Annotated in this window: 14 protein-coding genes, 1 pseudogene and 1 riboswitch; of the genes and pseudogenes, 6 read left to right on the top strand and 9 right to left on the bottom strand. The window is 62.9% G+C overall.

Going from position 1 to position 16,573, the window contains the following annotated elements; genetic code table 11:
• Positions 1 to 2: 2 nt before the first annotated feature.
• From F3J20_RS21195 to ahcY, 7 genes are all read right to left on the bottom strand, one after another.
• Positions 3 to 920, bottom strand: a complete 918-nt coding sequence (locus F3J20_RS21195) for an ABC transporter permease subunit (protein WP_167047441.1) — start codon at positions 918 to 920, stop codon at positions 3 to 5.
• Between the two features lie 6 nt (positions 921 to 926).
• Positions 927 to 1,937 (bottom strand): ABC transporter permease subunit, encoded by a 1,011-nt coding sequence (locus F3J20_RS21190; protein ID WP_167047438.1) that lies wholly within the window; start codon positions 1,935 to 1,937, stop codon positions 927 to 929.
• Positions 1,938 to 2,062: 125 nt separating this feature from the next.
• A complete protein-coding gene (locus F3J20_RS21185; RefSeq protein ID WP_167284430.1) occupies positions 2,063 to 3,694 on the bottom strand; it encodes an ABC transporter substrate-binding protein in 1,632 nt (543 codons plus the stop codon).
• Between the two features lie 205 nt (positions 3,695 to 3,899).
• On the bottom strand, positions 3,900 to 5,558 hold the full coding sequence (locus F3J20_RS21180) for an ABC transporter substrate-binding protein (RefSeq protein WP_167047432.1): 1,659 nt from the start codon (positions 5,556 to 5,558) through the stop codon (positions 3,900 to 3,902).
• Between the two features lie 337 nt (positions 5,559 to 5,895).
• The gene (gene metF / locus F3J20_RS21175) at positions 5,896 to 6,726 is read right to left on the bottom strand and encodes a methylenetetrahydrofolate reductase [NAD(P)H] (protein WP_167047429.1); all 831 of its coding nucleotides are present in this window, start codon (positions 6,724 to 6,726) and stop codon (positions 5,896 to 5,898) included.
• An 11-nt stretch (positions 6,727 to 6,737) separates the two neighbouring features.
• Positions 6,738 to 7,091 (bottom strand): phage holin family protein, encoded by a 354-nt coding sequence (locus tag F3J20_RS21170; RefSeq protein ID WP_167047426.1) that lies wholly within the window; start codon positions 7,089 to 7,091, stop codon positions 6,738 to 6,740.
• A gap of 201 nt (positions 7,092 to 7,292) precedes the next feature.
• Positions 7,293 to 8,711, bottom strand: coding sequence for an adenosylhomocysteinase (ahcY, locus tag F3J20_RS21165; protein WP_167047423.1), 1,419 nt, complete (start codon positions 8,709 to 8,711; stop codon positions 7,293 to 7,295).
• 33 nt (positions 8,712 to 8,744) lie between these two features.
• Positions 8,745 to 8,878: riboswitch (S-adenosyl-L-homocysteine riboswitch) on the bottom strand.
• Positions 8,879 to 8,994: 116 nt separating this feature from the next.
• Between ahcY and F3J20_RS21160 the strand changes: the two genes are divergently transcribed.
• On the top strand, positions 8,995 to 9,963 hold the full coding sequence (locus F3J20_RS21160; protein ID WP_167284429.1) for a LysR family transcriptional regulator: 969 nt from the start codon (positions 8,995 to 8,997) through the stop codon (positions 9,961 to 9,963).
• A 142-nt stretch (positions 9,964 to 10,105) separates the two neighbouring features.
• On the opposite strand, the gene F3J20_RS21155 is transcribed toward F3J20_RS21160, so the two are convergent.
• Complete coding sequence (locus F3J20_RS21155; RefSeq protein ID WP_167284428.1) at positions 10,106 to 11,770, bottom strand: GMC family oxidoreductase N-terminal domain-containing protein; 1,665 nt, start codon at positions 11,768 to 11,770, stop codon at positions 10,106 to 10,108.
• Between the two features lie 366 nt (positions 11,771 to 12,136).
• Between F3J20_RS21155 and F3J20_RS21150 the strand changes: the two genes are divergently transcribed.
• The 5 genes and pseudogenes from F3J20_RS21150 to F3J20_RS21130 all read left to right on the top strand — a co-directional run bounded on the left by F3J20_RS21150 (position 12,137) and on the right by F3J20_RS21130 (position 15,350).
• Positions 12,137 to 13,555 (top strand): coniferyl aldehyde dehydrogenase, encoded by a 1,419-nt coding sequence (locus F3J20_RS21150; RefSeq protein ID WP_167284427.1) that lies wholly within the window; start codon positions 12,137 to 12,139, stop codon positions 13,553 to 13,555.
• A gap of 243 nt (positions 13,556 to 13,798) precedes the next feature.
• A complete protein-coding gene (locus F3J20_RS21145; RefSeq protein WP_167284426.1) occupies positions 13,799 to 14,020 on the top strand; it encodes a hypothetical protein in 222 nt (73 codons plus the stop codon).
• Positions 13,995 to 14,468: pseudogene (locus F3J20_RS21140) on the top strand (type VI secretion system tube protein Hcp). The gene F3J20_RS21145 and the pseudogene F3J20_RS21140 overlap by 26 nt, the downstream one beginning before the upstream one ends.
• An 11-nt stretch (positions 14,469 to 14,479) precedes the next feature.
• Positions 14,480 to 14,977, top strand: a complete 498-nt coding sequence (locus tag F3J20_RS21135; RefSeq protein ID WP_167284425.1) for an STM2901 family protein — start codon at positions 14,480 to 14,482, stop codon at positions 14,975 to 14,977.
• Entirely contained in the window at positions 14,949 to 15,350 is a 402-nt protein-coding gene (locus F3J20_RS21130) for a DUF1493 family protein (RefSeq protein WP_240162855.1), read from the top strand. The genes F3J20_RS21135 and F3J20_RS21130 overlap by 29 nt, the downstream gene beginning before the upstream one ends.
• A gap of 402 nt (positions 15,351 to 15,752) precedes the next feature.
• Here F3J20_RS21130 and F3J20_RS21125 read toward each other — a convergent pair.
• A partial coding sequence (locus F3J20_RS21125; RefSeq protein ID WP_167284424.1) for a flagellar hook-length control protein FliK occupies positions 15,753 to 16,573 on the bottom strand: 821 nt, incomplete at its 5' end.

Genomic DNA, 16,573 nt, shown 5'->3' with positions numbered 1-16,573 from the left:
GTTCAGGCCATCCGCTTCAATTTGGGGTCGAGCGCGTCGCGCAGCCCGTCGCCGAGCAGGTTGATCGCGAGCACCGAGATCAGGATGGAGAGGCCCGGCATCGTGACGATCCACCATGCGCTGTCGATGTAATCGCGTGCCGACGCGAGCATCGCGCCCCACTCCGCCGACGGCGGCTGCACGCCGAGGCCGAGGAAGCCGAGCGCGGCGGCATCGAGAATCGCCGAGGAAAAGCCGAGCGTCGCCTGCACGATCAAAGGCGCCGTGCAGTTCGGCAGCACCTGCGAGAACATCAGCCGCAAGGTGCCGGCACCGGCCACGCGCGAAGCAGTCACGTACTCCTTCTGCAACTCGCCTTGCGCCGATGCGCGCGTGAGACGCACGTAACCCGGCAGCGCGACGATCGCGATCGCGAGCATCGTGTTGACGAGACCGGGGCCGATGATCGCGACCACCGCGACCGCGAGCAGCAGCGACGGCAGCGCGAGCAGCACGTCCATGATGCGCATGATCGGCGTGTCGGCCCACTTCTCGAAGAACGCGGCGATAAGGCCGAGCACGATGCCCGGAATCAGCGCGAGCACGACCGACACGAAGCCGATCCAGAACGACAGTCGCGCGCCGTACATCAGACGCGAGAGGATGTCGCGGCCCGCTTCGTCGGTGCCGAGAATGAACTTCCAGTTGCCGCCGTCGAGCCACGCCGGCGGAATCTTCACCGAGTCGCGATACTGCTCGATCGGGCTGTGCGGCGCGATCAGCGGCGCGAAGATCGCGACGAAGATCAGCACGAGCACGACGATGCCCGCACCGACCGCGCCGCGGTTGCGCGAGAAGTTGGCCCAGAATTCGCGGGCGGCGAGTGCGCGGCCGCTCGGCGGGGCGACCGATTGGGGGACGGTGTTTTGAATGTCAGCCATAGTGATTTACCTCGTATGGCGAATGCGTGGGTTCAACACGCCGTACAACAGATCGACGACGAGGTTCACGACGATCACCAGCGTGGCGATCAGCAGAATGCCGCCTTGCACGACCGGATAATCGCGCCGGCCGATCGCGTCGATCAGCCATTTGCCGATGCCCGGCCAGGAAAACAGCGTTTCGGTCAGCACCGCGCCAGCAAGCAGCGTGCCGACCTGCAAGCCGATCACGGTCACGACCGGAATCAATGCATTGCGCAACGCATGCACGACGATCACGCGCGCCGGCGACAAGCCCTTCGCGCGCGCGGTGCGGATGTAGTCCTCGCGCAGCACTTCGAGCATCGACGAGCGCGTCATGCGCGCGACGACCGCGAGCGGAATCGTGCCGAGCACGATCGCCGGCAGGATCAGATGGCTCACGGCCGAGGTGAACGCGCCTTCGTCGGTCGACATCAGCGCGTCGATCAGCATGAAGCCGGTCACGTGCGGAATGTCGTATTCGACCGCGATGCGGCCCGACACCGGCGTCCAGCCGAGCTTGACCGAGAACACCATGATGAGGATCAAGCCCCACCAGAAGATCGGCATCGAGTAGCCGGTCAGCGCGGTGCCCATCACGCCGTGATCGACCACCGTGCCGCGCCGCAAGGCCGCGAACACGCCCGCCGGCAGACCGACGATCAACGCGAACAGCATCGCGCAGATCGACAGTTCGACGGTGGCGGGAAAGCGCGCGAGGAATTCGCCCATCACGCTCGTGTTGGTGATGATCGAGGTGCCGAGGTCGCCGTGCAGCGCACGGCCGATGTAGTGGACGTACTGCATCGGCAGGGGTTCGTCGAGCCCGAGGCGGTGCATCGCGGCAGCGTGCATCGCGGGATCGACGCCGCGCTCTCCCATCATCACTTCGATGGGATCGCCCGGAATCAGGTGAATCAGCGCGAACGCGAGGATCGTGATGCCGATGAACGTCGGTATCACCATGCCAATACGGCGCAAAACGAAACGGAACATGGCTCGTCCCTTTGGTCTTGTGATGAAAAAACGCAACCGGCGACGAGGGCTCGTGACCCCGGTCGCCGGACCATTTCGACCAGTTTTCTAACCGTGCGAAAAGCGTACTGCGTCAATGTTACGAATTACTTGACACTCACGCCGTCGAAACGCGCATAGCCGAGCGGTTCGATGCGCATGTCGACCACCTTCTTGCTGACCGGCTGATAGACGGTCGAGTGCGCGATCGGCGAGAACGGCAATTGCTGCGCGAAGATGTGCTGCGCGTCGCCGTACAGCTTCGTGCGCGTCGCCACGTCCGACGTCGTGCGGCCCTTCTGGATCAGATCGTCGAACGGCTTGTAGCACCACTTCGAGAAGTTGTTGCCGTTGATCGCCTCGCAGCCGAGCAGCGTGCCGAGCCAGTTGTCCGGATCGCCGTTGTCGCCGGTCCAGCCGATCAGCATCGTGTCGTCCTCGCCCGCGTGCGCGCGCTTGATGTACTCGCCCCACTCATACGTGACGATCTTCGCCTTCACGCCGATCTTGGCCCAGTCGGCCTGGATCATTTCCGCCATCAGGCGCGCGTTCGGGTTGTAGGCGCGCTGCACGGGCATCGCCCACAGCGTGATGTCGAAGCCGTTCGGGTAGCCGGCCTTCGCGAGCAGATCCTTGGCCTTGGCCGGATCGTACGAGGCGGCCGGCAGGTTCTTGACGAACGACCACTGCGTCGGCGGCATCGGGTTGGTCGCGAGCTGGCCCGCGCCCTGATACACCGACTCGATGATCGCCTTCTTGTTGATCGCCATGTCGAGCGCCTGACGCACTTCGAGCTTGTCGACCGGCTTGTGCGTCACGTTGAACGCGAGGTAGCCGAGGTTGAAGCCCGGCTGCGAAGGCATGTCGAGGCTCGGCTCGGCCTTCAGCGGCGCGATGTCGGCCGGACGCGGATAGCTCATCACCTGGCATTCGTCGCGCTTGATCTTCTGCACGCGCACGCCGGCATCCGGCGTGATCGAGAAGATCAGCTTCGAGATCTTCACCGCGTTCGGCTTCCAGTAATCAGGATTGCCGTCGAAGCGGATCGTCGCGTCCTTCGTGTAGCTGCGGAAAATGAACGGGCCCGTGCCGACCGGGTACTGGTTGATGTCGGCGGCCTTGCCGGCCTTCAGCAGCTGATCCGTGTATTCGGCCGAGAGAATCGATGCGTATTCCATCGCCAGGTTCTGGATGAACGGCGCGTTGACTTCCTTCAGCGTGAACTTGACCGTGTACGGGTCGACCTTCTCGACCTTCGTGATCAGCTTGTCGAGGCCCATGTCGGTGAAGTACGGGAACTGCACCGGGTACGCCTTGCGGAACGGCTGGTTCGGATCGAGCATGCGCTCGAACGTGAAGATCACGTCGTCGGCATTGAAGTCGCGCGTCGGCTTGAAGAACGAGGTGGTCTGGAATTTCACGCCGTGGCGCAGATGGAACGTGTAGGTCTTGCCGTCCGGCGAGACGTCCCATTTTTCGGCGAGGCCGGGCTCGACCTTGGTGCCGCCGCGCTCGAATTCGACGAGGCGGTTATAGACGGTGAACGTGTTGGCCGTGAAATCGACGCCCGTGGTGTACTGCGCCGGATCGAAGCCCGCGGGACTGCCTTCTGAGCAGTAGACGAGCGTCTTGTTCGGAATCCCCGCAGCCTGCGCGCACGTCGCGCCGATGAGAGATGCCGCTGTGGCAGCGACGAGCGTTGTCCTACGCGCGACGCGCAACAGATTGTTTTGCTTCATGTTTCCTCCAGGATCGTGGCCGGCTTGCGCCAGCGTAGCGGGATATTACTTGAGCTTGGGCCGGCCACCAAGCAGAGGAAATTCCCTCTGTTGACGATAGGAAACAGTTCAGGCAAACGTTTTGCCGCGCGCGTGAGCAGCCCGGCGCGCGCGGCTCGCAGAACCAATGATGCAAAAAACGGCGCAAAAAACGCGCCGCCCGTGCTTATTTCAAACCCACGCCCATGAATTGCGTGGGCCCGAACGGATCGATCTTAAAGCCCGTCACGTTCTTGCTGATCGGCTGATACACCGTGGAGTGGGCAATCGGCGTGAACGGCACCTGGTCCTTGAAGATCTCCTGAGCCCCGGTATAAGCCTTGGTGCGCTCGGCCATGTTGGTCGTGCTGCGGCCCTGCTTGATGAGATCGTCATAGGGCTTGTAGCACCACTTCGAGAAGTTGCTGCCGTTCACCGCGTCGCAGCCGAGCAACACGCCGAGCCAGTTGTCGGGGTCGCCGTAGTCGCCGGTCCAGCCGATCAGCATCGCCTGATGCTCGCCCGCATGCGCGCGGCGGATGTACTCGCCCCACTCGTACGTGCCGATATTCACCTTGACGCCGATCTTCGCCCAGTCCGCCTGCAGCATTTCCGCCATCAGCCGCGCGTTCGGGTTATACGGGCGCTGCACCGGCATGGCCCATAGCGACAGCTCGAAGCCATCGGGATAGCCGGCCTGCTTGAGCAGTGCCTTCGCCTTGTCGACGTCGTAGGGCGCGTCCTTCAGATTCTTGTCGTAGCCCCATTGCGTCGGCGGCATCGGGTTGGTCGCGAGCTGGCCCGCGCCCTGGTACACCGACTCGATGATCGCCTTCTTGTTGATCGCCATGTCGAGCGCGCGGCGCACGAGCACGTTGTCGAGCGGCTTCTTCGTCGTGTTGTAGGCGATATAGCCGAGGTTGAAGCCGACTTCGCTCGGCATCGCGAGCGACGGGTCCGCCTTCACGGCGGCAATATCGGCCGGACGCGGATAGCTCATCACCTGGCATTCGCCGCGCTTGAGTTTTTGCAGACGCACGGCCGGATCGACCGTGATCGAGAAGATCAGCTTGCCGACCTTCACGATGCCCGGCTTCCAGTAGTCGGGATTGCCGTCGAAGCGGATCGTGTCGTCCTTCGTGTAGCTGCGGAAGATGAACGGCCCCGTGCCGACCGGGTACTGGTTGATGTCGGACGCCTTGCCCGCCTTCAGCAACTGGTCGGCATATTCGGCCGACAGGATCGACGCGAACGGCATCGCGATCTGCTGCAGGAACGGCGCGTCGACTTCCTTCAGCGTGAAGCGCACCGTGTACGGGTCGACCTTCTCGATCTTCGCGATGTTCTTCGCGAGGCCGAGGTCGTTGAAATACGGGAAGTTGACCGGATACGCCTTGTGGAACGCATTATCGGGATCGAGCATGCGCTCGTAGGTGAAGACGACATCGTCCGCGTTGAATTCGCGGGTCGGCTTGAAGAACGAGGTGGTCTGGAATTTGACGCCGTGGCGCAGATGGAACGTGTAGGTGAGATTGTCCGGCGAGACGTCCCACTTTTCGGCGAGGCCCGGCTCGATGTCGGTGCTGCCGCGCGCGAATTCGACGAGCCGGTTATAGACCGTGTACGAGCCGGCGGTGAATTCGACGCTGGTCGTGTATTGCGCGGTGTCGAAGCCGGCCGGACTGCCTTCCGAGCAGAAGATGAGCGTCTTGTCGGGCAGCGTGGCAGCCTCGGTCGAGGCAGGCGCGAGGCTGGCCGTGGCGAGCGCGCATGCGGCGAGAGCGGGAAGGCAGAACTCGTGAAGCGTCAACCATCGTTGTGCCGCAGTCTTTCTTGTCACTGTCATATCGTCCTCCGCAGTAGCCTGGGTGGCTGCGTTTTTCGATCATAGACAGCACAAAATCGAGCTTCAACAGGTACTTACCACGCTGTTGGCGACAAATTCCCGCCTCGATCGCACCTCGCGCGAGGGTTTTTCCTGGGGCAGGCGCGATGGCATGACCGCCGGTTCGGACGGCTGGCCGGCTGGCGCGAGACGCCTTCAAGGCCGACGAGGAAAGGACGGCGCGAAGCCGCGCGACCATTGCGGCCGCGCGGAAGCTGATGGGTTGGCCGTGCGCTCGGGACGGTTACGCTCGCGGACGACGGCCCGCGGGGACGGCCCGCGGGCGCCAGTCCCGCGCTCAGGCGCCGAGCCGCTCGCAGATCGCCCGGGTGGCAGCGGCGGCGTTCAGCGTGTAGAAGTGCAGACCCGGCACCTTCGCATCGACGAGGCGCTGGCACAGGTTCGTCACCACGTCGAGCCCGAACGCGCGGATCGACTCGCGATCGTCGCCGAAACTCTCGAGCCGGCGAGCAACCCAGCGCGGCACTTCGGCGCCGCACATTTCGGAGAAGCGCATCAGCTGCGAGAAGTTCGTAATCGGCATGATGCCCGGCACGATCGGCACGTCGACGCCGAGCTTCCTCGCATCGTCGACGAAACGGAAGTACGCGTCCGCGTTGAAGAAGTACTGCGTGATCGCGGAGTTCGCGCCGGCCTTCACCTTGCGCGCGAAGTTTTCGAGATCGTGACGCGGCGAGCGCGCCTGCGGATGGTATTCCGGATAGCCGGCCACCTCGATCCAGAACCAGTCGCCGAACTCGGCGCGAATGAAGCTGACGAGTTCCGACGCATAGCGCAGCTCGCCGACCGAGCCCATGCCCGAGGGCAGGTCGCCGCGCAGCGCGACGATATGGCGGATGCCGTGCGCGCGGTACTCGTTGAGGATCGCGCGCAGGTTGTCCTTCGACGAGCCGACGCACGACAGATGCGGCGCGGCCTCGAGGCCTTCCTTCGCCATCTCGATGACGGTGTCGAGCGTGCCCTGTTGCGTCGAGCCGCCCGCGCCGAACGTCACGGACACGAACTTGGGTTTGAACGGCACGAGTTGCGCGCGCGTCGCGCGCAGCTTGTCGAGGCCGTCCTGGGTTTTCGGCGGAAAGAATTCGAATGAGAGTTCGATCGGATTCATGATTCAGTGGGTCAACCGAGACTGCGGTTGCCGAAGATAAGCGCGGACAGCAGCCACGACACGATGCTGTACAGGATCGAGCCGAAGAACGCCGACCAGAAGCCCGACACCTCGAAGCCCTTCAGCAGCGACGCGCACAGCCAGAAGCACAGCGCGTTGACCACCAGAATGAAGAGCCCGAGCGTGAGAATCGTGACCGGCAGCGTCAGCAGGATCAGCACCGGCCGCAGGACCGCGTTGATGAGGCCGAGCACGACCGCGACGATCAGCGCCGTGCCGAAGCTGCGGATATGGATCGACGGGACGAGGTAGGTGATGATCAGCAGCGCGAGCGCGTTGATGAGCCAGGTGAGCAGCACGGTCATGGAGAACTCCTTGTGGGCCGGATGTGGGCCGGATGTCCGTTGAACGAAAAAAAGACGGCTAGAGGCGAGCCGGGCGAGTGAACAAAGCGGCGCATGATGCGCCGCCCCGTTCCGGTGATGCCCTTGCGCCCTGGCGACGTTGCGCCTGCGTAGCCGCCCGCGTGCCGATGAGCCAGCGCGCACCGAAGTGCGCGCGCGTGCTCAATAGCGGTAGTGGTTCGGCTTGAACGGACCGTTCTTGTCGACGCCGATGTAGCCGGCCTGCTCGTCGGACAGCACGGTCAGGTTCGCGCCGATGCGCGCGAGGTGCAGACGCGCGACCTTCTCGTCGAGATGCTTCGGCAGCACGTACACCTTGTTCTCGTACTTCGCGCCCTGCGTGAACAGTTCGATCTGCGCGAGCGTCTGGTTCGTGAACGAGTTCGACATCACGAACGACGGGTGGCCCGTCGCGCAGCCGAGGTTCACGAGGCGGCCTTCGGCCAGCAGGATCACGCGCTTGCCGTCCGGGAAAATGATGTGGTCGACTTGCGGCTTGATGTTTTCCCACTGGTACTGGCGAGTCGACGCAACGTCGATTTCCGAGTCGAAGTGGCCGATGTTGCAGACGATCGCGTTATGGCGCATCGCCTTCAGGTGATCGTGGTTCAGCACGTGGTAGTTGCCGGTGGCTGTCACGAAGATGTCGGCCTTGTCGGCCGCGTATTCCATCGTCACGACGCGGTAGCCTTCCATCGCCGCCTGCAATGCGCAGATCGGATCGATTTCGGTCACCCACACGGTGGCGCCGAGACCGCGCAGCGATTGCGCGCAGCCCTTGCCCACGTCGCCGTAACCGGCCACGACCGCGATCTTGCCCGCAATCATCACGTCGGTCGCGCGCTTGATGCCGTCGACGAGCGACTCGCGGCAGCCGTACAGGTTGTCGAACTTCGACTTCGTGACCGAGTCGTTGACGTTGATCGCCGGGAACGGCAGGCGGCCTTCCTTCTCCATCTGGTACAGACGGTGCACGCCGGTGGTGGTTTCCTCGGTGACGCCCTTGATGTGCGCGAGGCGCTTCGAGTACCACGCCGGATCGGCATCGAGGTGCGTCGCGATCGACTTGTACAGTGCGACTTCTTCCTCGTTGGTCGGCTTCGCGATCACCGAGCGGTCTTTCTCGGCCTTCGAGCCGAGGATCAGCAGGAGCGTGGCGTCGCCGCCGTCGTCGAGGATCATGTTGGCGAACTCGCCGTTCGGCCATTCGAAGATGCGGTGCGAGAACTCCCAGTATTCGTCGAGCGATTCGCCCTTGAACGCGAACACCGGCGTGCCGGCCTGGGCGATCGCGGCGGCGGCGTGATCCTGGGTCGAGAAGATGTTGCACGAAGCCCAGCGCACGTCGGCGCCGAGCGCGGTCAGCGTCTCGATCAGCACGCCGGTCTGGATCGTCATGTGCAGCGAACCTGCGATGCGCGCGCCCTTCAGCGGCTGCTGCGCCTTGTATTCTTCACGCGTTTGCATGAGGCCGGGCATTTCGGTCTCGGCAATCGTGAGTTCCTTGCGGCCCCAGTCGGCCAGCGACATGTCGGCAACGAGGTAATCCTGGTTCTGGGAATCGATGACTGCGGCGTTCATCACGCCCTCCTTTCTAAGAAATTGACTAGAAATGTGACGTGAGCGCGGTTCGATGCGGGGGATGGGATGGCGCAACGCGCATCCGGCCCTCCGATTGAAGCCTTCGAGCCTGGCGGGCGGCCGGCGAATAGGGATTCGCGGTACCCGTCGCAACGCTCCTCGAAGACGAACGGCGATTGTAGCAAATCGGCATGGCATCTGGCATGACAGACGCCGTCGCGCCATCAATGCCATGACTTACAATCGCCCGAATCATTCCGATCTGGAATCTGGAGACAGGATCATGGAGCTGCGTGCGCTGCGCTATTTCGTCGAAGTGGTCCGACAGCAGAGCTTCACCGTGGCCGCCGAGCAGATGTTCGTCACGCAGCCGACCATCAGCAAGATGGTCAAGTCGCTGGAAGACGAGATCGGCTCGCCGCTTCTGCTGCGCGACGGCCGCCAGATGGTGCTCACCGACGCCGGCCGGATCGTCTATCAGCGCGGCCAGGACGTGCTGGCCGCGCATGCGCAGTTGCAATCCGAACTCAACGATCTCGACACGCTCGGGCGTGGCGAACTGACGATCGGCATCCCGCCGATGGGCGGTGCGCTGTTCACGCCGGCGATTGCCGCGTTCCGCCAGCGCTATCCGAAGATCGAACTGAAGCTGTTCGAGCAGGGTTCGCGCGCGATCGAAGCGGCGCTGATCGATGGCGAGCTCGAATTGGGCGGTGTGCTGCAACCGGTCGATCCCGAGCATATCGACGTGCTACCGATCTCGCGTCAGTTGCTCTGGCTCGTCGCGCGCAACGGCTCGCGTTGGGATGCACTGCGCGCAGTGCCGCTCGCGCAGCTCGCGAACGAACCATTCGTGTTCTACGGCGAGAGCCTCGCGCTCAACGACGTCGTGCTCAACGCGTGCCGCGCGGCCGGTTTCGCACCGGCGATCGTCGGGCGCAGCGGGCATTGGGATTTCATGGCGGCGCTGGTGCTCGCCGGGGTCGGCATCGCGCTCCTGCCCGCGCCGTATTGCCGGCGGCTCGATCCCGCTCAGTTCACCTGCCTGCCGGTCGTCGAGCCGGAGATTCCGTGGGAAATGGCGATCGGCTGGCGCCGCAACGGCTATCTGTCGCATGCGGCACGTGCGTGGCTCGACGTCGCGCGCGAAACGCTGCCGGCGCAGGTCAACGATGACTTCATGGTCGGGCCGGGGATCGGCTTCAACGGAATTGCGACGGCGGGTGGCGCGTCAACGGCTGCTGCCGAATGACGTGCGGTGGAAGGCTAGGATAAGTGGCAAGTTAGTTCGTTAGCCCGTTAGTTCGGCCAGGCGTTTGCCTCGCTGCGCATGGGTTGCCTTGGTGCTCTCATGCCTTTCGCCATCACCTCGCCTCGTCTCACGTCACGTTACCTCACGCCGCGCGCGCCGCCACGCCACTCACGCTACCCACACCGCTCACGGCCCGCAGCGCGCCCTCCCCTTCCCGCCGGCTCGCCGCGATCAACTCGGCCGCGCGCTCGCCGATCATCACCGTCGGCGCATTGGTGTTGCCGCCGATCAGCGTCGGCATCACCGACGCATCGACGATCCGCAGCCCGCTCACACCCCGCACGCGCAATTGCGGATCGACGACCGAGCGCGCGTCGCCGCCCATGCGGCACGTCGCGACCGGGTGATAGATCGTGTCGGCATGCCTCGCGATAGTCTGACGCAACTCCGCATCCGATTGCCCCGGCCGCGTGTACAGCTCCTGACCGCCATACAGCGCGAGCGATGGCGCATCGAGAATGCGCCGCGCCATCTTCACGCCGTCGACGAGCAGATCGAGATCGCGCGTATCGCCGAGGAAGCACGGATCGATCAGCGGCGCGACGCGCGCATCGGCGCTCGCGAGCGTGACCGTGCCGCGGCTATGCGGACGCAGCACGCACACGTGCAGCGAATAGCCGTGGCCCCAATGCATGTGGCGATTGTGATCGTCGACGAGCGCGGCGCAGAAATGCAGTTGCAGATCGGGCCGTTCGAGCGTCGGCCGGCTCTTCAGAAAGCCGCCGGCCTCGGCCACATTGCTCGACAGCATGCCGCGCCCATGCCGCATGAACGTGACGAATTGCGGCAGCATCCGCGCGATGCCGCGCACCGAGAAGCCGGTCGGCTCGATCGACTTCGTGCGCTTGTTGATCGTGAAATCGACATGATCGATGAGGTTGCGGCCGACGTCCGGCGCATCGTGCAATACGTCGATGCCGAGCGAGCGCAATTGCGCGGCCGGCCCGATGCCCGAGCACATCAACAGTTGCGGCGAATTGAACGCGCCCGCGGCAAGCACGACCTCGGCGCGCGCTTCGAGCGTTTCGGTGCGGCCGCCGCGCACGATTTCGACGCCGCTCGCGCGCTTGCCGTCGAAGACGACGCGCAGCACGGTCGCATCGGCGATCATGTGCAGATTCGCGCGCGGCCGGTCGTAGATATAGGCACGCGCCACGCTGCAACGACGGCCGTCGCGCTGCGTCACCTGATAGAAGCCGATACCTTCCTGGTCCGCGCCGTTGAAATCGCGATTCGGTTTGTAGCCCGCTTCGAGCGCGGCCTGCACGAAGCGTTTCGAAAACGGATTCTGGAAGCGCAGATCGGATACGCTCAGCGGCCCCGTGTCGCCGTGCCATGCATCGGCGCCGCGCTCGTTGCCTTCGGCGCGGCGAAAATACGGCAGCACGTCGGCCCATGACCAGCCCGCGCAGCCGAGCTGCGCCCATTCGTCGTAATCGAGCGGATGGCCGCGCGTGTAGATCATCGCGTTGATCGCACTCGATCCGCCGAAGCCGCGTCCGCGCGGCTGATAACCGCGCCGCCCGGCGAGCCCCGGCTGCGGCGTGGTCAGATAGCCGTAGTTGGTCTTGAGCCGGTTCGGCACCACGGCCGCGACGCCCACAGGCATGTTCACGAGCAGATTGCGCCCGGTGTGCGGACCGGCTTCGATCAGCGCGATGGTCGCATCGGGGCAGCTATCCGCGAGCCGGCTCGCGAGCGAGCAACCACCCGAGCCCGCCCCGACGATGATGTAGTCATATTGCATGCGCTCCTCCTGATGGACCGCGTGGCGCGCGGACCCTGTCTCGTGCACAGTTGTCTACGTGTGTTTTCTGCGCATTGTAGGGAGCGTTGCGGAGGCTGCGGCGGCTTCGGGACAGAGCGATTCCTCTAAACGCCGGTACCGTCGCGCCCCTATGATGAACGACGCGCGCGGCATGCATACGCGGCCGCCAACCGGCCACAAGCCGGCCGCGCGAGGCATTCAAACATGACGCGGTGCGCGCCATCCCCCTCGCACGCGGCGTCACACGTAGCGATCAAACAGATGCATGGCCGACCAGTGCCAGCGAACCAGCAAACTCATCAGCGCGGCCCACGCGCACCGTCATCGATCAGGGAGTGGACTCGGATGAAAAACGATCTGCCGGAGGTCGCCGCGCTCGAAGCGCTGCTGCGCGATCAGCGTCACGCGTATCTGCGCGAGCCGTATCCGTCGTGGGACGCGCGCGCGGCGCATCTGCGTGCGCTGCGCAAGCTCATGCTCGACCATCGCGACGCGCTCGCCGAGGCGATGCATACCGACTTCGGCAATCGCTCAAAGCAGGAAGTGCTGCTCGCCGAATTCCTGCTCGTGAAGGAAGAGATCGATGCCGCGCTGCGCCACGGCAAGCGCTGGATGAAAGCACAGCGCCGCAGCACCAACAAGTGGCTGCTGCCCGCGCGCGCGAAGGTGGTGCCGCAGCCGCTCGGCGTGGTGGGCATCATCGTGCCGTGGAATTATCCGGTGCTGCTCGCGGTCGGGCCGCTGATCAGCGCACTGACGGCCGGCAATCGCGCGATCATCAAGATGTCCGAACTCACGCCGCGCACCTCGGCGCTATTCGAGCAGTTGATCGGTCAGACCTTCGCGCGCAATCACGTCGCGGTCGTCAACGGCGACGCGGCGCTTGCCGCCGCGTTCAGCGCGCAGCCGTTCGATCATCTGCTCTTCACCGGTTCGACGAAGGTCGGCCACGAGGTGATGCGCGCGGCGGCCGAGCATCTGACGCCGGTCACGCTCGAACTCGGCGGCAAGTCGCCGGCGATCATCGGCGCGCAGGCGCGCTTCGACAACGCGGTCGACAACCTCGTCGCCGGCAAGACGCTCAACGCGGGGCAGACCTGCATCGCGCCCGACTACGTGCTGGTGCCGCGCGGCAAGGAGCAGGCGTTCATCGAGCGGGCGCGCGGGCGCATGGCGAAGATGTACCCCGACTTCATCCGGAATCCTGATTACACGTCGATCATATCGGCGCGTCACTTCGAGCGGCTCGAACGTCTCGCCGACGAAGCGCAGGCTGCCGGCGCGCAACTGCATGCGCTGACCGACGCGGTGCCCGATGCCGGGAGCCGGCGTTTTCCGTTGATCGCGGTGACGGGCGCGCCGGACGAATGCGCGCTGATGCAGGAGGAGATTTTCGGGCCGCTGCTGCCGCTGGTGCCATACGACACGCTCGACGACGCGATCGCGTGGATCAATGCGCGGCCGCGGCCGCTCGCGCTTTATCTCTATGCCGACGATACGGGCACGATCGAGCGCGTGACGCATGAGACGATCGCGGGCGGGATGGCGGTGAACGAAACGCTGATGCATCTCGCGTGTGAGAGTTTGCCGTTCGGCGGGGTGGGCGCGAGCGGCATGGGGGCGTATCACGGTTATGAGGGGTTTGTGACTTTCTCGAAGATGAAGCCCGTGTTGACGCAGGCGCGGTTCAACGCGCGGGGGTGGATTGCGCCGCCTTATGGGAGGCGGGTGGAGGTTTTGTTGAAGTTAATGATGAAGGGGTAGGGGCCCTGTGCAGGGCTGGGCTTTTTTGTCGTTGTTCTGGTTTTGTTGGCCTTTCCTTGTTTTCATGCCGGTCTATTGGCGTTGCCCCTGTGCGGGCGATTTTGCTTGTTCATAGCGTGCGTTGACGTATCATTGAGCACACAAACCCATTGAAAATCAATGAGTTACTGTTCATGATGCGTCGCGTAGTGCATAGCCGTTCACGGCGTGCATTGTCCTGAAATTGTCCAAAGGGAACACGCAATGGCAAACCACCAGAAACACAAAATCGACCGCGCGTTCATGCGCGCCCTGAACACGACTGCCGCGAAGGAATATCGTGGCCGCGCCATCATGGCACGGGCCAAGATTGAGGGGGCGCAAACTCTTGACAGTGTTTTGCAAATCCGAATGGGAATAAGGGGTACGCTGGAAGCCCCAAACCATAACTGGAATCGCAATGGCAGATATTTTTCTCAAAATTGACGGTATTGCGGGCGAATCGCAAGATGCGACACACCCTGATGAAATTAAGGTTCTTGGCTGGAACTGAAACGTTACGCAGAAGTCCAGTATGCATTCTGGTTCAGGTGGTGGGGCGGCAAAGGCTTCGGTTTCGGATTTGAACTTTACGCATACGATTGACCGGGCAAGCCCCAATCTTGCGAGCTACTGCTTTCAGGGAAAACATATTCTAAAAGTGGTGTTGACCATGCGCAAAGCTGGTGGTTTGCCGCTTGAATATCTGAAATACACCATGTCTGATGTAATCATCACGCACGTGGAACCGGCGGCTGGAGACAGATTGGCGCTAGAACATGTTGCGCTGTCGTTTGCCCGGTTGAAGAAAGAGTATGTGGTGCAAGGCGTAACTGGCGGCAGTCAAGGCACGGTGACCGCACTAATCGACGTGAAGCAGAACACGGCGACCTGACCGGGGCATCTATGAACGACTATGAAAGTCTGATAAGCAATGACGCGCCACCAAGACAGATTAATCTTTATAGCTATGGGACGCTAAAGGATTTAACCCCGATTGAGCTTTATTTGTGCCTATTGACTGAAGAGGCGGCGAAACAATTTGGAACACAAGACGTTGTTGCCGTGATGTCGCTCATACTGGGGTATCCATTTTTGAGCACACGTGCGAAATTCAGAGGGGCAACTCCGGGTGTATCGGTGGCATCACTTATTTGTCGGGAACTGATTGATATCCGCCTAAAGAAAGATTACTTGCCCGCTATTACAGGGACAATTTTCAGTCTAAAAATATCGTGGACGAATAACGTCGGAGCCTTTGTTGGTCGGACTATTCCTGAAATTGGGTGGGTGATTGGTATTTGTGATGTTGTGGTGATAAGCACGAAAACGACCTTGCGCTACAACACCATCGTAAAACCGGAGGACAGATTAAATGATGCAACAGTCGGAACCCTCGGATAATCTGCTTCAATTTGTAGAGAAACAGGCGGGATTGTGGCGAAAGCACACGTTAATTCTCTCCACAAAGATTGAGCGAGATTTGGGGGTCACGGGAATTGATGCGGATGAATTCATGGAGGCATTTTTTCGGGAATTCGACGTTGCGTCAGGGGACTATGACGGTGGGCGATACTTCGGTCCGGAAGGGCTTGAGGTTGGTCTGTCGTGTATTGGGCGATGGCTTGACCGGCGTCGTGGAGTAAAGCGATTCCCGAAGGAGGAGTTAACGCTAGGAATGCTCCAACATGCCATTGACCTCGGCGTATGGGACAGCGAAAGGTTGAAGGAACAGGCGGACACGCAGTCCGACCGTCCCAACGAAGATACCGACTGACGACCGGCGCGCCGAAAACCACGTCTTCACCCATACGCGCCGATACCCCGACCGCTTGAATCCCGGCCCGCTGTGCCGCTCGCGCGGGTCGGGGCATACGTTGCCCTTCAACCATCGCCAAGTCGTCAGAAGCCCGCTAAACGCGTCTGCCGGATTCCTGCCGAACTTGTCCGCATATTGTCCTGAACGCAAATAAAAACGTCTTTTCTACATGCGTTCGATTCGCGCAAAGTCTTTCCTGACAAGGCTTCTGGCGATACAGCGTCGTTTTTCGTAATTTCCCCTGTGCGGGGCGGCACCAATAGACCGACATGAACACAAGGAAAGGCCAACAAACCCAGGAACAACGACAAAAAAGCCCAGCCCCACACAGGGGCAACACCACCAGAACAACGAAAAAACCTACACAAACGTATCCACCAACCCCACAGCCTGCCGCACGGCAACAACCTCACCACTATCAGACGCCCCGCCCCCGGCAATGGCACCACCACTGCCACCCGAAGACTTCCCTCCCGAACGCCCACTCGACCCCGCGTTCTGCTGTCCGCCGCCCTGCCGGGCAAACCCATCACTCACACTCGCGCTTCCGAGCCCGATGCCATTGGACTCCATCGCCTCCCGCAGCTTCGGCAAAGCCGCCTCGACCGCCTCCCGCACCGACTGGTGCTGCGAAACAAAAAGCGCATGCGCATGGTTATCGGCCACCTGCAATACGACCTGCAACGGCCCGAGATCCTTCGGATTCAACGTCAGTTCGGCACTCTGCGAATGCGCATTCGACAAGAACACCACCTTCTGACTCAGCGCCTCCTCCCAATCGCTCGTGCCGACCTGCGGCGCCAACGCATTCGCAGCAGCAGCCGCAGCACTCGCGTTGCCCGTGCTCTGCACCGCGGCCGTCGTACTCGCGGCATTGGCCGCCGCCTGCGTCGCGGCAAGCGCGGCACTCGACGCATCGGCCTCGTTGCGCGCCGTCGCGAGATTGTCAGCCTGCGCGCTGCTGGATGCAGCCGCGGTCAAGGCATCGGCGGCCGACTTCGCTGTCGCCGGATCGCTCAGCGCGGTCGCGGCGGCGCCCGTCGATGCGGCATGGCTCGCGCCCAAGCCCTTGCCGTCGCCGAAGAGGCCGTTTGCGAGCGGCTTGCCCCATGACGCGCCGTTCGAGCCGGCCGTCGCGCCCGTGAGGCTGCCCGCCGCGCTCGCGGCTTTCGCGGCCGCAC

Source organism: Paraburkholderia sp. Cy-641, assembly GCF_011752945.1.
Taxonomy (GTDB): domain Bacteria; phylum Pseudomonadota; class Gammaproteobacteria; order Burkholderiales; family Burkholderiaceae; genus Paraburkholderia.
This window is presented reverse-complemented; position numbering and strand designations above follow the sequence as displayed.

What these genes read in the sequence shown, in the direction of transcription:
- F3J20_RS21195 (WP_167047441.1), bottom strand. Translation starts at nt 920, where the DNA reads ATGGCTGACATTCAAAACACCGTCCCCCAATCGGTCGCCCCGCCGAGC.
- F3J20_RS21190 (WP_167047438.1), bottom strand. Translation starts at nt 1,937, where the DNA reads ATGTTCCGTTTCGTTTTGCGCCGTATTGGCATGGTGATACCGACGTTC.
- F3J20_RS21185 (WP_167284430.1), bottom strand. Translation starts at nt 3,694, where the DNA reads ATGAAGCAAAACAATCTGTTGCGCGTCGCGCGTAGGACAACGCTCGTC.
- F3J20_RS21180 (WP_167047432.1), bottom strand. Translation starts at nt 5,558, where the DNA reads ATGACAGTGACAAGAAAGACTGCGGCACAACGATGGTTGACGCTTCAC.
- metF (WP_167047429.1), bottom strand. Translation starts at nt 6,726, where the DNA reads ATGAATCCGATCGAACTCTCATTCGAATTCTTTCCGCCGAAAACCCAG.
- F3J20_RS21170 (WP_167047426.1), bottom strand. Translation starts at nt 7,091, where the DNA reads ATGACCGTGCTGCTCACCTGGCTCATCAACGCGCTCGCGCTGCTGATC.
- ahcY (WP_167047423.1), bottom strand. Translation starts at nt 8,711, where the DNA reads ATGAACGCCGCAGTCATCGATTCCCAGAACCAGGATTACCTCGTTGCC.
- F3J20_RS21160 (WP_167284429.1), top strand. Translation starts at nt 8,995, where the DNA reads ATGGAGCTGCGTGCGCTGCGCTATTTCGTCGAAGTGGTCCGACAGCAG.
- F3J20_RS21155 (WP_167284428.1), bottom strand. Translation starts at nt 11,770, where the DNA reads ATGCAATATGACTACATCATCGTCGGGGCGGGCTCGGGTGGTTGCTCG.
- F3J20_RS21150 (WP_167284427.1), top strand. Translation starts at nt 12,137, where the DNA reads ATGAAAAACGATCTGCCGGAGGTCGCCGCGCTCGAAGCGCTGCTGCGC.
- F3J20_RS21145 (WP_167284426.1), top strand. Translation starts at nt 13,799, where the DNA reads ATGGCAAACCACCAGAAACACAAAATCGACCGCGCGTTCATGCGCGCC.
- F3J20_RS21135 (WP_167284425.1), top strand. Translation starts at nt 14,480, where the DNA reads ATGAACGACTATGAAAGTCTGATAAGCAATGACGCGCCACCAAGACAG.
- F3J20_RS21130 (WP_240162855.1), top strand. Translation starts at nt 14,949, where the DNA reads ATGATGCAACAGTCGGAACCCTCGGATAATCTGCTTCAATTTGTAGAG.